Below are 17,132 nucleotides of genomic sequence, written 5' to 3'. Positions count from 1 at the left end.
TCTCATTTAAAATGAGATTTAATTATTAATATTCATTGTTATGGTATTGTTCTGCTAGTTGTTCAACTTCTTGAGTTCCAGTTAAACCAGTACCAGCTGGAATTAAATTACCTAACATAATATTTTCTTTTAATCCTTCTAATTTATCTTCTTTTCCTTTAATAATTGCTCTAGTTAATACTCTAGCAGTATCTTGGAATGAAGCAGAAGATAATCATGAACTTGATTCTAAAGGTGCTTTTTTAATACCAAAGATTTGAGCTTTTGATAAAGGTGGCCTAATTGATTTAATAATGCAATCTTGTACTACTTCTTTATAGTTTTGAATTGTAATAATTTCTCCAGGTAATAAATCAGAACCACCACTATCAGTAATTTTTACTTTGTTTAACATTTGTTTAATGATGATTTCAATATATTTATCTGAAATTTCAATACCTTGTAATCTATAAACTTTTTGAACTTCTTTTAAAATGTAATTTTGTACATCTTGAATTCCACCAAATTCTAATAATTGGTGTAAATCAATAGCTCCTTCAGTTAATTTTTGACCAGCAACAACACTTGAACCTTGTTCAACACGTAATACTGAGTTAAATTCAGTTTTATACTTTTTAACTTCTTCATTTTCAGTAACAATATTAATTACAAATACACCATTATAATCTTCAATTTCACTAACTACTCCATCAACTTCAGAAATTATAGCAACAGCGCCTTTTGGAGTTGTAACGTCTAATAATTCTTTAATACGTGGAAGCCCTTGAGTAATATCAACATTACCAGCAACTCCTCCTGTATGGAAGTTACGCATTGTTAATTGAGTTCCTGGTTCTCCAATTGATTGAGCAGCAATAACTCCAACTGGTTCACCAATATTAACAACTGAAGCAGTAGCTAAGTTTAATCCATAACATTTTTGACAAACACCACGTTTGTTATCACAAGTTAAAACCGATCTAATAACTACTGAACTAATTCCTGACATAATAATTTTTTCAGCAATATTTTTATCAATTAATGTATTAGCAAAAGCAACTAGGTTTTTATCATCATCATAAATGTCTTCAAATGTAAATCTTCCAACTAATCTATCTTTTAGTGGAACAATAACATTATCATGTTTTGTATCAATAATAGCTGATACTTCAAATCCTTTACTTGGTTCACAATCTTCATTAACAACAACAATTTCTTGACTAACGTCAACTAATCTTCTAGTTAAATAACCTGAATCAGCAGTTTTTAAAGCAATATCAGCCATACCTTTTCTAGCTCCATGAGTTGAAACAAAGTATTCTGAAACAGTCAATCCTTCACGGAATGATGACTTAATAGGAATTTCTTTAATATCTCCCTTAGTATCGTTCATCAATCCACGCATACCAACTAATTGAGTAAAGTTTGAAACATTACCACGAGCTCCTGAATCAACCATTACAAAAATTGGATTTTTAACATCTTTACGCAATACTGTTGCTAATTCATTTTGAATTTTATCTTTAACTTCTGATCAGACATCAATAATTCGACGTTTCTTTTCACTATTAGTTAACATACCCATATTGTAAAAATCAGTAATTTGTTCAACTTTTTGATCTGCTTCTTTAAATTCATCATATTTATGAGTAAAGGCAACAACATCTCCAGCTGAAATTGTAGTTCCTGATTTTGTTGAAAAACTAAATCCTAGATCTTTCATCTTATCTAGCATTTCAGCAGTTTTTCTAGCTCCATGAATTTCAAAGTATCTTTCAATAATAAGTGATAATTCTTTTTTCTTAATTGGTTGTTGAACTTGAATATTTTCAATTACATTATTAATGTCTTGTGAAAAATCATAAATAAATTCTTTAACCGCTTCTTTAGCATTTCAAATATTATTTGAATTGATTCATGGGAAATTATCATCAAAAATTTGATTAAAGTAAAGTTTTCCAACAGTTGTTAGTAAATAAGAATTTAATCTTTGATTTTTATCACTAAATTTTTGTTTAGGTAAAGCTGATAAAGCAATTCCAATTAATGAGTTTAAATGAATTTGACCACTATTATAAGCCATAAACGCTTCATCTAAACTTGAAAAAATCATTCCTTGACCTTTAGCGTTTTTTTCTTCAGTAGTTAAATAGTAGTTTCCTAAAATAATATCTTGACCAGGAGTAACAATTGCTTTTCCATCTTTTGGTCCTAAAATAGCACTTGAACCTAACATTAAAGCTCTTGATTCAGCAACAGCTTCTTTTGTAATAGGTACGTGAACTGCCATTTGATCCCCGTCAAAGTCAGCATTAAATGCAGTTGTAACTAGTGGGTGTAAACGAATTGCCTTTCCTTTAACTAACTTAGGTTCAAATGCTTGAATTCCTAAACGGTGTAATGTAGGAGCACGATTTAATAAAACAGGTCTATCTTTAATTACTTGTTCTAGTGCTTCTCAAACTTTTGGATCATTTTGTAATAACATTTTTTCAGCAATTTTTACATTTTCAGCATACTCATGATCTTGAAGTCATTGAATTACAAATGGCTTAAATAAAGTAATTGCCATTTCTCTTGGTAAACCTGCTTGATACATTTTTAGATCTGGTCCAATTGCAATAACTGATCTAGCTGAATAATCAACACGTTTTCCCAATAAGTTTTGTCTAAAACGGCCTTGTTTTCCTTTTAAAACACTAGTTAAAGATTTTAATGGACGTTTGTTTTTTCCTTGAACTGGTTTTGGTTTTCTTTCATTATCAAATAAAGCATCAACAGCTTCTTGTAACATACGCTTTTCATTATTAACAATAATTGAAGGCGCACCCATTTCTTTAACTTTTTTTAATCTTTCATTTCTAATAATGATTCTTCTGTATAAATCATTAATTTCAGAAGTAGTAAAACGACCACCATCTAATTGAATAATAGGACGAATATCTGGTGGAATAACTGGAATTACTCTCATAACCATTCATTCAGGACGTTGTTTAGAACGTTTTAAAGAATCAAAAGTTTCTAAACGTTTTAATAATTTAGTTCTTTCATTTGGGGTTTTTTTAGAATTTTCAAGTTGAATTTTGATTGCTTCAATTTCTTTAGTTAAATCTACTTTTTCTAATAGATATTCAACAGCTCTAGCTCCAATCCCAAATTTTGCATTAGTATATTTACTAATTAAACTAGTTGCTTCATCAATTGAAAATGGAATAGAAGTATTTTTTAATTCTTCTAATAATCTATTAGCTTTTTTAGTATCTCTATGCTCAGGATCATTAATTTGATCAATAACATCTAAAATTGATAGTTGTAGTTTTTCTCTAGTTTTAGTAATTCTTGATGAACCTAAATCTAAAACTTCTTTTTCTAGAAAATGATTTTGATTACCTTGTTCTAAAACAATATGAGAAACAAAGTAAACTACTTCTTCTAATTCTTTTGCTTTTAAATCTAAGATTGCAGCAATTCTATAAGGAGCAACTTTAAGCATTCAAATGTGAGTAACTGGTTCTTCTAACTCAATATGTCCCATTCTTTCTCTACGAACGATTGATTCAGTTAATTCAACACCACATTTTTCACATTTTTTCCCTTTATTCATAGGGTTAGCTTTTTTATATCTTCCACAAACACATTCATAATTTTTAGTTGGACCAAAAATTCTTTCATCAAATAAGCCATCTCTTTCGGCTTTTAATGTTTTATAGTTAATAGTTTCTGGTTTTAAAACTTCTCCATGTGATCATGAGCGAATTGTATCAGGGTTAGCTAATTCAATTTTTATTGCTTTTTTACGATTTAAATTTTCCATATTTGCCCCCAATTATTCTTCTTCATTATCTAGTTCAAATGATTTTAAAATATCATTTTCATCAACATAAGTTAAATCTTCAAATTCAGCATCAACATCTTGATCATCAATGTATAAATTATCAGTTTTGATTAGAATTTCATCATCATAATTATCAGCTTCAAAGTCTGTTTTATCATATGCATTAATTACTGATTTTTCACCAGTTTCATCAATCATATACATATTAAATCCTAGACCCATAATTTCTTTTGATAAAACATTAAATGATTCTGGAATTCCAGGTTCAGGAATTCTTTTTGATCTAACAATTGCTTCATAAGTTTTTGAACGACCTTTAATATCATCTGATTTAATTGTTAGAATTTCACGTAGTGTGTGAGCAGCTCCATAAGCTTCTAAAGCTCATACTTCCATTTCTCCAAAACGTTGACCACCATTTTGAGCTTTTCCTCCTAATGGTTGTTGAGTAATTAATGAATAAGGACCAACGTTACGTGTATGTATTTTATCATCAACCATGTGAGATAGTTTTAACATATACATAACTCCAACTGCAATTGGTTTATCAAATGGTTCACCAGTTTGACCATCAATCAAAGTAACTTTACCATAATTTGTCATACCAGCTTCAGCCATTATTTCTTCTAATTCTTTTTCATTTAATCCTTCAAAAACAGGAGTAATAACTTTTTGATTTAATTTTTTAGCAGCCATTCCTAAATGAATTTCTAAAATTTGACCAATATTCATACGTGAAGGAACCCCTTGTGGATTTAAGATAATATCAACTGGTGTTCCATCTTCTAGATGTGGCATGTCTTCAACAGGTAAAATTCTCGAAATAATACCTTTGTTTCCATGTCGACCAGACATTTTATCTCCTTCTTGAATTTTACGTTTTTGGACAACATAAACTTTAATTACTTCTATAATGTCAGCTGGTAATTCAATTCCATCAGGATTTGATGCACTTTTTGCTTTAAAACGTTTAATTGACTGAACAATTCCTTCTCCACCATTTGGAACTCTTAATGAATTATCTTTAACATTTCTAGATTTTTCACCAAATATAGCATGTAGTAACTTATCTTCTGGAGAAAGTTGAACTTGTCCTTTTGGAGTTACTTTTCCAACTAAAACATCTCCAACTTTTACTTCAGTACCAATAGCTACAATTCCTTCAGCATCCAAATGTCTTTTAGCTTGTTCTGACATATTAGGAATTTCTCTAGTTACTTCTTCTTGACCTTGTTTTGTATTTCTTACTTCTAAAGTATATTCATCAATATGAATTGAAGTAAAACGATCATCTATAACAATTCTTTCACTCATAACAATAGCATCTTCAAAGTTGTATCCATTATAAGTTGAAAAGGCAACAACAACATTTTGACCAATTGCTAATTCACCTTGATCCATTGATGGACCATCAGCAATAATTTCACCTTTTTTAACAACATCTCCAACTTTAACAATTGGTGATTGAGTTAATGAAGTTCCATTATTTGATCTTTCATAATCTGATAAGATATAAGTTCTAATTCCAGATTCTCCATCAGTAATAATTGTTTTTGAATCAACATATTTAACAATTGCATCTTCTTTTGCAACAATAGCTTCTCCTGAATCACGTGCTGCTTCAAATTCAATACCAGTAGCAACAATTGGTGATTCTGGTTTAATTAAAGGTACTGCTTGACGTTGCATGTTAGCACCCATTAAAGCACGGTTGGCATCATCGTTTTCTAAAAATGGAATACCACTTGTAGCAACTGAAACAATTTGTTTTGGAGAAACATCAATATAGTGAATTTCTTCAACTCTAGCCATATAGTCATCACCATTAAAACGTGAAACTATAATTTCATCTAGAATTTTTCCATTTTCATCTTGATTAACATTAGATTGAGCAATAATAAAGTTTTTTTCTTGATCAGCTGTTAAATATTCAACTTGATCATTTTGAATAATTCCGTTAATAACTTTTCTATATGGAGTTGTAATAAATCCATATTCATTAACTCTTGCATAAGTTGATAAGTTATTAATCAATCCAATATTTGGTCCTTCTGGAGTTTCAATAGGACAAATTCTTCCATAATGAGATGGGTGAACGTCACGTACTTCTAATCCTGCTCTATCTCTTGATAAACCACCAGGTCCTAAAGCTGTTAATCTACGTTTATTAGTTAATTCTGATAATGGATTAATTTGATCCATAAATTGAGACAATTGTGATAAATTAAAGAACTCACCAATAATTGCAGTTAAAGGCTTTGCGTTGATAATTGTTGAAGTTCTAACTTTATACAAATCACTTGTAGCTAATTTTTCTTTAACATTTTTATCAATACGGTTTAATCCCATTCTAAATTGATTTTGTAATAATTCACCAACAGTTCTAACTCTTCTATTTCCTAAATTATCAATATCATCAATTTCACCAATGTTATATTTTAAGTTTAATAAATAAGAAACAGTTGATAAAATATCAGCTACTGTTATAAATTCTTCATTAGATGAACTAGTTAAACCAATTAGACAAGTAGTATCAGTTTTTAGTTCACTATCTTTATAAACTCTAATTTTTTGAACTTTTCTAGTTCCTGGAATGTCAGATAAATATTTTAAATCAATACTCATTATATCTTGATCTAAAATATTAGAAATTTTTTGAATATTATTTTTAGTAACTTCAGTACCTTTAGCTATTAATACATTATTATTAGCATCAAGAATATCTTCAGCTATAACTCTATTTAAAATTCTGTTTTTAATAGAAAGTTTTTGTTTTAGTTTAAATCTTCCAGCTTTAGTTAAATCATATTTTCTTTTATCAAATAAAATACTATTAATAAATTTAGAAGCACCTTCACTAGTTGCAGTTTCACCTTGTCTAATCTTTTTATAAATTTCTTGAACTTGATTTGATCAATCTATTTTAAAATCACCAATAATTGAGTCTTGTTGTAAAGTTTCAACTAATACTTCATCATTATCAAAAATATTTAAAATATCATCTTTACTAATACCAAAAGATAATAATAAAGAAGTAGCTGTAGTTTTTCTTGATTTATCAATTTTTACATATAAAGGATTAATTGCATCATTTCCAATTTTTTTAGAATCAGTTTCATATTCTAATCAAGTTCCTCTACTTGGAATAATGTCTGCAAAATAAATCATCTCTCCAGTTTTACGATTTAATTCTTTATTAAAATAAGCTCCTGGAGATCTTACTAATTGAGATACAATAACTTTTTGAGAACCATTAATAATAAAAGTTCCAGCTTCTGTCATTAATGGAAAATCACCTAAAAACACTTCACCTGATTTATAAATAGATACATTACAAATCAATGAAGTTTTTTTATCTTCAATAATATCAATTTGAATTAGATCTGGTTTTTCTGATTTTTTAATAGTTAATTCAAAAAAGTATGAATTTTGAGATTGTTGTTTAAAAGTTATATTACCATTACCAGTTTTTTCTTCTAGTCAATGAGTTAAAACTTTTAAAGTATCTTCTTGATCAACACCATCAAATTCTTTTTGAATTTCTTCAGTTTTATTAACTGATAATTTTAAATTTGCATAAATTGGGGCATCATAAATTTTTGATTCTTCTCTTGCTTGTCTAACAGATAATCTAGGTTCTTTAAAACCTCAATTTTCTAAAGTTAAAACACTAGATCCATCAAATGATAAAATTGGGAAAAATTCATCTAAAACTTCTTGAATTCCTTTAGTTTTAAATCATTCAAAAGTTTCAGTTTGAATACCAATTAAATTTGGCAAAGAAAGATTCATTGATACTTTAGTATAATCACGACGTTCTACATTACGATTGATTTTTCTAATTTTATAAGCCATTGTATAGTCCTTTCATATTTACTAAATATTTAGATTTTTCTAAATATTTATCAACTAATACATATTTAACAACATGATCATTTGTTGTTTTTAAAACATTATCAAGCACTAGCTTATCTAATGTATTTTTAATTTGTTCTTCATTTAATAACTTAATTTTATTAATTGTTAATAAACTTTTTATGTTATTAAAAGATAAATTTGATGAATTTTCTAAAAATAAAGTTAAAACAATAAAACTAGCATCATCTTCAAATATTCACAACCTTTTTTTATCTTTTATAATTCATTTATAAACACAACTTGCATGGTTATACATATTAATACTTCTTAAATAATCATTGCTTAAAAGATCTATAAGATTATCAGCTTGAAAATCAGTATTAAGATTATTAAATTCTAATAAATAATTATTTAAGTTTTTTAAAAATCAACTAATAGGAATAATTAATTTATTTGAACTATTATGTTGAAATGAAATTCATTGACTAAATAAAGTTATAAATATTAAATTATATTTTTGAAATGGTGAAATCATAATCAAAGTACTAAATAATAAAAAGGTTTGACTATAAGTACAAAGACTATTAACTTGTAAAAAATTTAAATAATTAAACAAATTTTCTAATTCTTTACTAATTAATTGGCTAGATAAAGCATTAGAAGTTATTGTCTTAGTTTTTGGTGTTCTATAATAATTAGTTTTTAAATCAAGATCAAATTCTAATCCTAATAACAAAATACTTATTAGCATTTCTAAATTATCTTCATTAACTAAAACTTTAGGTTTTTTAATATATTCATAAGCATAAATAACATTAAAAATTAATCTTTCTAAATAATTAGTTGGCCTTTTACCTTTTTTAATTTCTTTAAAAATTTTTAAGATAGTTAAAAAATCTAAATTAGTTTTAGTTTCTATAATCACTAAAAAAGCAAGTTCATAAATTCTTAGTTTTTTTTCAACATCAGATTCTAAAAAAACATCATAAAAAGCTTTTGTATAATAACTTAAAAATCGATCTTTAGATACTTTATCAACAAAATTAAAAGTTAATTTTTGTTTTGTTGAATAAAAAAGTGGTGTTTTGAACATATTATTTTCTAATTTTTTATTGATTTTATTAAGTAATTTGGTGTTTAAAAAATAGTCAAAACTCATTAATTTTATCCTTTTATACTTAACCAAAAAAATAAGATAGAGTATAGCAGAAGCTCTTAACAACTAAACTACACTCGATTATTTAATTATATTTTTTTTTACTATAAAAAGCAATTAAACACACAAAAACTCACCCATTATGGTGAGTTTAAAATTTATTTAAAAATTCAACTATTTTAAATCAATTGAAGCTCCAGCTTCAACTAATTTAGCTTTCATTTCTTCAGCTTCTTCTGGTTTTACATGTTCTTTAATAGTTACAGGCATTGTTCCATCAACTATTTTTTTAGCATCCATTAAACCAACACCAGTTAATTCTTTAACTACTTTAATAACTGCAACTTTTTGTTGTCCAACAGAAGTCATAACAACTGAAACTTCAGTTGGAGCAGCATTTGCAGCTTCTGCTGGAGCAGCAGCAGCTACACCAACTGATGCAACAACACCAAAATGATCTTCAATAGCTTTAACTAATTCGTTTAATTCGTTTAATTTCATTTCTTCTAATGCTTTAATAATTTCGTCTTTTGTAATTGACATGATATTAATTCTCCTTTATATTTTTTTAAAAATATTGCTACTAATACATAATAGTTGTATAGCTTATTAATTTCTAGTTTCAGCAACTGCGTTAATAGCAGCCATAACTTTTCTCAATGGGTATAGTAAGCTTGAAGCAAACATTGAGTATAGTTCTTCTTTTGATGGTAATGAAGCAACTTCATTGATTCCAACAGTATCAACAACTTTTCCTTCATAAATACCAGCTTTTAATTTAAGAGCTTCATTTTTCTTAGCAAAATTTGCAACTAATTTAGCTGCAGAAATTGAATCTTCATTTGAAAAAATAAATACATTTTGCTGAGTTAAAAATGGAATTAAATCAACTAAACCTAATTCTTCAACAGCTCTTCTTACAAGTGAATCTTTATAAACCTTAATATCAATATTTTGTTTTAAGGCTTGAACTCTTAATTCAGTCATTTTAGCAACTGTTAAATGCTTGTATTCAGCAATTGCAACACCTTGAGCACTCTTAATTTTTGAAACAATTTCAGCAACTATTTCAGCTTTACGTGCATGAGCAGGTCTTGAATTTGACATTTAGACTCCTCCTTTTATTAAATAAAATAAAAAAATAAAAACCTTGGCTAGTAACACTAAACCAAGGACAAAACAAAAAATGTTTTTTAAAACAAGTTTTTTCCTCGGTAACATAATTAAGGGAATAACCCCGTTACTGTCTTAGGTATTAATAGCAATATAATATTATCATTTATTTTTAATATGTTTATATTTATTTACAAAAAAACGTTGGATTATATTTATTTACAAAAAAACAACTCACATCCCCCCGCTACCATAAACACGGACTAAAAATTTTGGAAAAATATTCAAAAAAAGACGAGATAATGGTTCTATCCCGTCTTCTATAGTACATATTTCTGGAACTTTTTATTTAATTCTTTTCTCAGGCTTTTAATACTTGTTCTCTGAATTTATATGTATGATCGAATATACTACTTGCTTTTTTTGCTACATTATTTTTAATTTTTCATTTTGACAAGTCTTGTGAAAATTTAGTCGCACGAAGGAACATTTCACCTAATTTCTCAACTTTCTCAACATTTCATTTGTCTATTTTTCCATTAAAAGATTTTGCATCTTGAAACATTGATTCCATATCTGTTACATTAGAAACATCTCAATCATTTAAATCTTGGTTAAAATTAATTGCCTCACGGAACATTTCAGACATTTGACTTACATTAGACACATTTCACGAATTAAGTGGTTGGTTAAAATTTTTTGCACCAATAAATAAACTTGTCATTATTTTTACATTTTCAGTATTTCATTTTGAAATATTTTGATTGAATTTTTCTGCTTCATAAAACATTGATTCCATATTTATTACATTAGAAACATTTCAGTTATCTAAATTTAAAACTTTTTCAAATTTAAAGTTTTTAAAAGCATTTTCTAGACTTTTAATTTTCAAAGGAAGATGTTTTGGAACTTTTTTTGTATTTTCTGGCATTTTATATATTTGTATTGTCTTTCCAAAATCATGATCAAGATATCTTTTTTTCAATGAATAACCTATTTGAGTAATAACTACATTTTGTACATTTTGCTCATTATTTTTTAGATTTGAAAACTTGTCATCTTGATCTTCAATAATTTTTTTATTATCATTTTCAATATAATATTTTGTAGCCACTCTATCTTTTAAAACACTTCCCAAGTGTACATCGAATTCATAAGTCCCTAAACGTAATTTAACCTTATTTTCTGGGTTATTATTACCTTCTACAAAAGTTGTATTTTCATCTCCATTAGCCAGTTTTAAGTTTTCAATTCCTTTTTCTTTAGCAAAAACTTTTATTTGGTCTAAGAAGTCTTTACGATTGTGAAACGTTGCAAATGCGTCTTCTTGTTCTTTTACAATAGCTTTTATGACCTCAGAATTTTTTTTATCATTTTCAGTATTTATTGGTTTTGGTTCATTTTTTTGCTTTTCTTCATTATTTTTATCTTCTTCTTTTTCTTCTTTCTTCTCTTCAGTAGGCTTAACTTCTTCTTTCTTCTCTTCAGTAGGCTTAACTTCTTCTTTTTTATCTGGAGTTTTTTGCGAAGTTTTATTACCACAAGCAATTACTGCAGCACTAGTTGTGGCAACTAAACCAACAGATCCTAATATTGTTAATAATTTTTTCATATAATGTCACTTCCAATTGGTTGTTTATCTTTTGATAAGACACATTATAATATATATATATATATATATATATATATATAGTGTCAATATATTTTTGATAGAACTGCTTTTAGAACCATTAGATATGAATAATTATAGAATATAAGATTATAGAAATGAACTTATGAGTAATCTTTAACAAGAAAAAAGCAAGATCTTGAAAATATCAAAATCTTGCTAATTTGTTTAGTATATAGTTTAAACTAAGTGTTTTAATTAATAAATATTGTATTATATTTTAGATTATTCGATTGTAAATTTAATTTTTAATGTACCAGGAGTTTTTGTTGACTTAACAGATCCAGATCCTTTTCTGTTCTCATAATCAACTTTTAATTGTCATAAATCCTTTTCTTCTTGACCTAAAATTTCTGCTATTTTTTTCTTAACTTTTAATTGAGAAACAGCATTATTTTCTTTTTTAAATTTACCCAAATCTAATGTATTAGAGAACGTGAATGTTAGAACATCAGAATACTTAGTAGATTTCAACTGATAAGGATGGGAAATTAGTTACAGGTATTTATGCTGTAGCTATTGCTAAACTTGGTGAAAATATTAAATTAACTGCTCAAGATACTTGAATTATTAATGGTACTTTTCCAACTAATATTTTTAGTTTAACAGGTGCTGCTTTAGTTATGTATTTTGCAATACCTAAAGAAAATAGAAAAATTTATGGTACTGGAATTATTTCAGCTTTATTACCTTCAGCTTTATCTGGAGCTACTGAACCTATTGAATTTACATTTTTATTTACTGCTTCTTTATTATTTGTTATTCATATTTTTTATACTGGATTTACTTATATGTTTATGTATTTATGTGGTTTTGCACAAGTTTCAACTAGAGGTAGTGGAATTATTACATGAGCAATTGTTAATTTAATTAATGCTAGAAATATTCAAGGATTTTGAGGATTATTTGTAATTGGTCTTTTAATGATGGGAATTTATTTTATTACATTTTATTTTATGATTATTAAATTAAATTTTAAAACTCCAGGAAGAAATAAAAATACTGCAAAACTAATTAGTAAAAAAGAATATAAACAAGCAAAACAATTAGAAAAACAAAAACTAGAAACAAAACAAAAAGATACTAAAGAAGATGAATTTGATAATGAATTCATTAACAACATTATTATTGGTTGTGGTGAAGCTGAAAATATTAAAATCATGGCAAATTGTGTAACTAGATTAAGAGTGACAATGCATGATATTAGTAAGTTTGATAAATCAATTGTTGATAAAACTAAACCTTATGGATATAAAGAAATTGGAAATCAAGTACAAATTATTTATGGTCCAAAAGTTACAACTATAGCCACTTTAGTTAGAGAAAAACTAGGTATTGAAGGGTAAATAATTTTTAAAAGGCTAGATAAAAAACAGAAATTTAGTATAATTATTAGTGTAAATATATGAAAGTAAATAATATGAAGAAATTATTAACAATTTTGGGTTCAACTTCTTTATTAGTTTTACCTACATTTTCTGTTTTAAGTTGTACAAATTCACAATGAACTAAAGCACAAGAATATACTCCCGAATCTATCCAAGGTGAAGTAAAAAATTACCTACAAAAAGCTATCTATAAGAATGATCAATGTGTGCAAATTGGGTTTTTTGAAAATAGTGATGGAAAAATCCAAATTGTTCCATTCAAACCAACTACGACAAAAGTACCATCAACTTTACCTAGCCAAATTACTAGTCTAAAAGAAGCATTTAAAGGGTTAAAAACTGCTAAAGTTGATGGAATTCAATACTGAGATACATCAAAAATAACTGATATGACTAGTGTTTTTGATACAACTGATGAATTTAATCAAGATATTTCAGAATGAAATACTTCAGAAGTTACAAATATGAGTTTTATGTTCACAAGAGCTAAAAAGTTTGATCAAAACTTAAATGAGTGAAAAACTAATAAAGTAACTTCAATGAGAGGAATGTTTAAACAAACTGATAGTTTTAATAATGATATTTCTTCTTGAGATGTTTCAAAAGTAACTGATATGCATAGTATGTTTCACTCAGCTAAGAAGTTTAACCAAAATCTAAATAATTGAAATACTGGTTCATTAACTAATATGGCAGCTATGTTTCAAAATACTGAAAAGTTTAACCAAAATCTAAATAATTGAAATACTGAAAAAGTAACTTCAATGACTAACACTTTTCAAAATGCAAAAGAATTTAATGGAAATATTGGAAATTGAAAAACTTATAGTGTAACAAGTATGAAAAATATGTTTACTGAAGCAGTATTATTTAATCAAGATATTTCAAAATGAAATACTTCAAAAGTAATTGATATGGCTTATATGTTTGAGGGTGCTGAAAAGTTTAATCAAGATATTTCAAAATGAAATATACAAGCTGTTGAAAACTTTAATGGAATGCTAAGACGAGCTAAAGAATTTGATCAAAATTTAAGCAGATGAGAATTTAAAAAGAAAATTGAATCTAATAAGAAATATGAATTTGCTAAAGATACAAAAATAGAAGAAAAAGGAAACAAAAAACTTCCAACTTGAAGACAAATTGTATCTAAATAACTAATTTAAATTAGCTATATTAATAACAAAGAGTGATTATAAGGACCACTCTTTTTTTATCTGTATATTAGTAAAAAGTTAAAATAATGTAAATACTATTAGCTGTTACACATAAAAAAACTCATATAGTTAATTATTGGAAAAAATAAGTTATTTTTTCATTATTTTTTTATCTTATTTTGTCAAAAAACTATTGATTTTAAATAAATCAAAATAAAATAAGAACTTTCTGTTAAAACCACTATAGGAATATATGAAAAATAGCTGAAATGCTATTTTTTTTGCTTATTTTGTCAAAATATCGATAAAACCTAGGATTTTTATAGAAAAAAATATATAAAAAAACAGCTAAAAACTATAGAAAAAGAAAGAAAAATATAATACAATTATAGTGACTAAAGCACTACATAAGGAGAAGGAAAATGCCTATACCAAAAGAGATATTAGCTGTCGAAAGACCAAAAAATACAAGAGTAAAGAAAAACGGAAATAGATATGATGTTATTAAAAGAACAAGTGTTTGAAAAAATGGAAAATCTGTTCCTGTAGAACTGGGTAAAATCGGTGAAATAATAAACTTTGAATATGTAGAAACTAAAACAAGTAGACTCAACTTTGCTTTGTGTGACATAAAACAATTCGGAAGAACTGAAATTGCTTATAAATTATCAAAAGATGTATTTGAAGATCTTTGCAAAGTTTATAATCCTTCAGATGCAAAAATAATTTATGCAATAGCAATTATTAGAGCAGCTTATGGAAATATCACTAATCGAGAAATTAATAGAAAATATCAATGTTCATTTTTCTCTGAACAATTTCCAGGTATAGGACTTTCATCTAGTAACATTTCAAGGTTTTTAGAAAAGTTAGGATATAACTACAGATGCATCAAACAATTCATTCAAAATAGAATCGATACTGTTTCTCCTGAATCTACTATTGTAATTGATGGTATGTTAAAAAAATGTAGTTCTAAAAGTTCTGATTTTACAAAATGATCGTGAAAAGCTAGAACTAAAGGGGTGCAAAACATTTCTGTTCTATATGCTTTTGACCTAAACAAAAAAGAACCCATTGCAAGTAAGGTTTTTCAAGGAAACACACTAGATACAATGGCGTTCAATAGATTTATTGATGAATTTTCACTAAATAATTGCTTAATCATGGGAGATAAAGGAATTCTTTCTAAAGAAAGTTTAGATAAATTAAATACTCAAAAGAAAAATGTTAAAAATCTTTTCCCTATTAAAAGAAACGATAAAAGAATCAAAGCTTTAGAGTTATCTAAATATGAAATGACTTTCAATTCTGATGAAGATATTATTTTATGTAAAAAAGCAAAACTAGATCAAGGCGAATTTTTATATTCATTTAAAAGCACAAATGACTACAGCCAAGAAGGAAGAGCTTATTTAGATAAAGTTAATCGTGAACAAAGTTTTAATAACGAACTTTTACAAGAAAAAGAAAATCTTTTTGGAACAATTACTTTTATTTCCAACGAAGATTTATCTTTAAAACAAATATATGATCTTTACAAAACAAGATGAGAAATTGAAGAATTTTTCAACTTCTATAAAAACATTGTTGAACTGGATTTTGTAAGAGTACAGCAAAACACAAGTGTAATTGCTACTGAATTTATAAACTTAATAAGTTCTATAATCACTTCAAGAATGAAAAAAGAATTTGAAGAAAAAGGATTAACAGAGAGATTCTCGTTTAATCAAATAATGGAAAGATTAAGTTCAGCTAATAAGTATTTAGATGGTACAACTAAAAAATGACACTATACAAGTGAAAAGAAATATACTGACAATATTATTGATATTTTAAACCTATAGTGGCAAAAATGATAAATTTCTTAATAAAATATTAAAAAAACCCAGTTTTAATTGGCTAAAAAACTGGGTTTACCATTACATTAACTCCTTTAGAATTAAATCAATTTTTATTTCATCAGAAGCAATTTTATAATAACATATATTAAAAAAGTTACAAGCATTTTTTTAAAAAAAGAAAAAATATTAAAATTTATGATAATTTTTCAATGTTTTTAAATAAGCTACTAATCCCAGATTTAGTAATTTCATAGCCCATTTTTTGCATTTCTTCAATTAGCTCATTGTATGAATAATCTGGAAAATTTAAACGTAAATTAGCTAAAACTTGTGCTTTTTTACTTAATAAATGAAATTGATTAGTTTGTTTTAAATAATTAATAATTTCAATTTGTTTTTTACCAGTAATTAATGTTTTAGTTTGATTAGAAATATCAAAATTATTTACTCTATTTATACTATTATAAACATCTCTAGAAATACGTTCGTTTTCAAATTGCATTACTGAATTAGAAGCATCAATTAATTTTAAAAAATCTGAAACCATAATAGATTTTTTAATATAACAAATATATCTATTACTAGTTCTTTCTAATAATTTAAATTTAAACCCTAAATCATTAGTTAATTCAATAAAATATATGGCATCAATTTTAGTTTTAAATTGTAAATCTAAATGATAATTACTAGTTTTTGGAGAATTAACAGAACCAATAGCAGTAAAAATTCCAGCAATATAAGCTCTTATAATAGAAGTTTTATCTTTAGTTTCTTTTTTAACTTTAAAAACATAAATCTTTTGATTATTTTGATCATAAATACGTAATTTTTGTAAAAACTTATTAATATTACCAATTAGAGTTAAAACAAAATTTTTATTCTTTTTTAATACTTGAGATTGAATAATAGAAATTTCAACTTGACCATCAAAAAGTTGTCTACAAAAACTTAATAAAGTTCTTGCTATTTTATTACTAATTGTTGAAAATCTAATTTTAGAAGTATTGTTTGAAAAGATTATGTCAGAGCTATATCTAATAAAACCTGAAAGATATGCTAGTTTTTGTTCTTCATTAAAACTATGCATTACAATTTCTTCTTTTACTTCTAAGGCAAATGACATAATATCACCT

10 protein-coding genes, 1 pseudogene and 1 other annotated feature are annotated in these 17,132 nt (G+C 26.2%); of the genes and pseudogenes, 3 read left to right on the top strand and 8 right to left on the bottom strand.

Annotated features, from left to right (window positions below; translation table 4 throughout):
• Window positions 1-25 precede the first annotated feature (25 nt).
• The 7 genes from rpoC to V2P32_RS04030 all read right to left on the bottom strand — a co-directional run bounded on the left by rpoC (window position 26) and on the right by V2P32_RS04030 (window position 12,027).
• Complete coding sequence (gene rpoC / locus V2P32_RS04060) at window positions 26-3,793, bottom strand: DNA-directed RNA polymerase subunit beta' (protein WP_434343423.1); 3,768 nt, start codon at window positions 3,791-3,793, stop codon at window positions 26-28.
• Between the two features lie 12 nt (window positions 3,794-3,805).
• Complete coding sequence (locus V2P32_RS04055; protein ID WP_434343422.1) at window positions 3,806-7,669, bottom strand: DNA-directed RNA polymerase subunit beta; 3,864 nt, start codon at window positions 7,667-7,669, stop codon at window positions 3,806-3,808.
• Entirely contained in the window at window positions 7,659-8,831 is a 1,173-nt protein-coding gene (locus V2P32_RS04050; protein ID WP_434343421.1) for a hypothetical protein, read from the bottom strand. The genes V2P32_RS04055 and V2P32_RS04050 overlap by 11 nt, the downstream gene beginning before the upstream one ends.
• A 171-nt stretch (window positions 8,832-9,002) precedes the next feature.
• Window positions 9,003-9,371 carry a 50S ribosomal protein L7/L12 gene (rplL, locus tag V2P32_RS04045; protein WP_434343420.1) on the bottom strand — a complete coding sequence of 123 codons (369 nt, stop codon included), beginning with the start codon at window positions 9,369-9,371 and terminating at the stop codon, window positions 9,003-9,005.
• A gap of 66 nt (window positions 9,372-9,437) precedes the next feature.
• Complete coding sequence (rplJ, locus tag V2P32_RS04040) at window positions 9,438-9,935, bottom strand: 50S ribosomal protein L10 (protein ID WP_434343419.1); 498 nt, start codon at window positions 9,933-9,935, stop codon at window positions 9,438-9,440.
• A 26-nt stretch (window positions 9,936-9,961) separates the two neighbouring features.
• Window positions 9,962-10,099 (bottom strand) — a sequence feature (ribosomal protein L10 leader region).
• A gap of 191 nt (window positions 10,100-10,290) precedes the next feature.
• Entirely contained in the window at window positions 10,291-11,553 is a 1,263-nt protein-coding gene (locus tag V2P32_RS04035) for a BspA family leucine-rich repeat surface protein (RefSeq protein ID WP_434343418.1), read from the bottom strand.
• A gap of 282 nt (window positions 11,554-11,835) precedes the next feature.
• On the bottom strand, window positions 11,836-12,027 hold the full coding sequence (locus V2P32_RS04030) for a hypothetical protein (RefSeq protein WP_434343417.1): 192 nt from the start codon (window positions 12,025-12,027) through the stop codon (window positions 11,836-11,838).
• Window positions 12,028-12,092: 65 nt separating this feature from the next.
• Here V2P32_RS04030 and V2P32_RS04025 point away from each other — a divergent pair.
• The 3 genes and pseudogenes from V2P32_RS04025 to V2P32_RS04015 all read left to right on the top strand — a co-directional run.
• Window positions 12,093-12,956, top strand: a pseudogene (locus tag V2P32_RS04025) (PTS transporter subunit EIIC); the annotation flags it as partial.
• A 74-nt stretch (window positions 12,957-13,030) separates the two neighbouring features.
• The gene (locus V2P32_RS04020) at window positions 13,031-14,155 is read left to right on the top strand and encodes a BspA family leucine-rich repeat surface protein (RefSeq protein ID WP_434343416.1); all 1,125 of its coding nucleotides are present in this window, start codon (window positions 13,031-13,033) and stop codon (window positions 14,153-14,155) included.
• A 422-nt stretch (window positions 14,156-14,577) separates the two neighbouring features.
• On the top strand, window positions 14,578-16,002 hold the full coding sequence (locus V2P32_RS04015; protein WP_434343415.1) for a transposase: 1,425 nt from the start codon (window positions 14,578-14,580) through the stop codon (window positions 16,000-16,002).
• Between the two features lie 190 nt (window positions 16,003-16,192).
• Here the strand turns inward: V2P32_RS04015 and whiA are convergent, their stop codons facing one another.
• Window positions 16,193-17,122, bottom strand: coding sequence for a DNA-binding protein WhiA (whiA, locus tag V2P32_RS04010; RefSeq protein WP_434343414.1), 930 nt, complete (start codon window positions 17,120-17,122; stop codon window positions 16,193-16,195).
• Window positions 17,123-17,132: the final 10 nt, after the last annotated feature.

This window comes from Mycoplasma sp. 06067-C1-B144P-99-0482-3 (assembly GCF_051053925.1).
Classification (GTDB): Bacteria; Bacillota_I; Bacilli_A; order Mycoplasmatales; family Mycoplasmataceae; genus Mycoplasma; species Mycoplasma leachii.
This window is presented reverse-complemented; position numbering and strand designations above follow the sequence as displayed.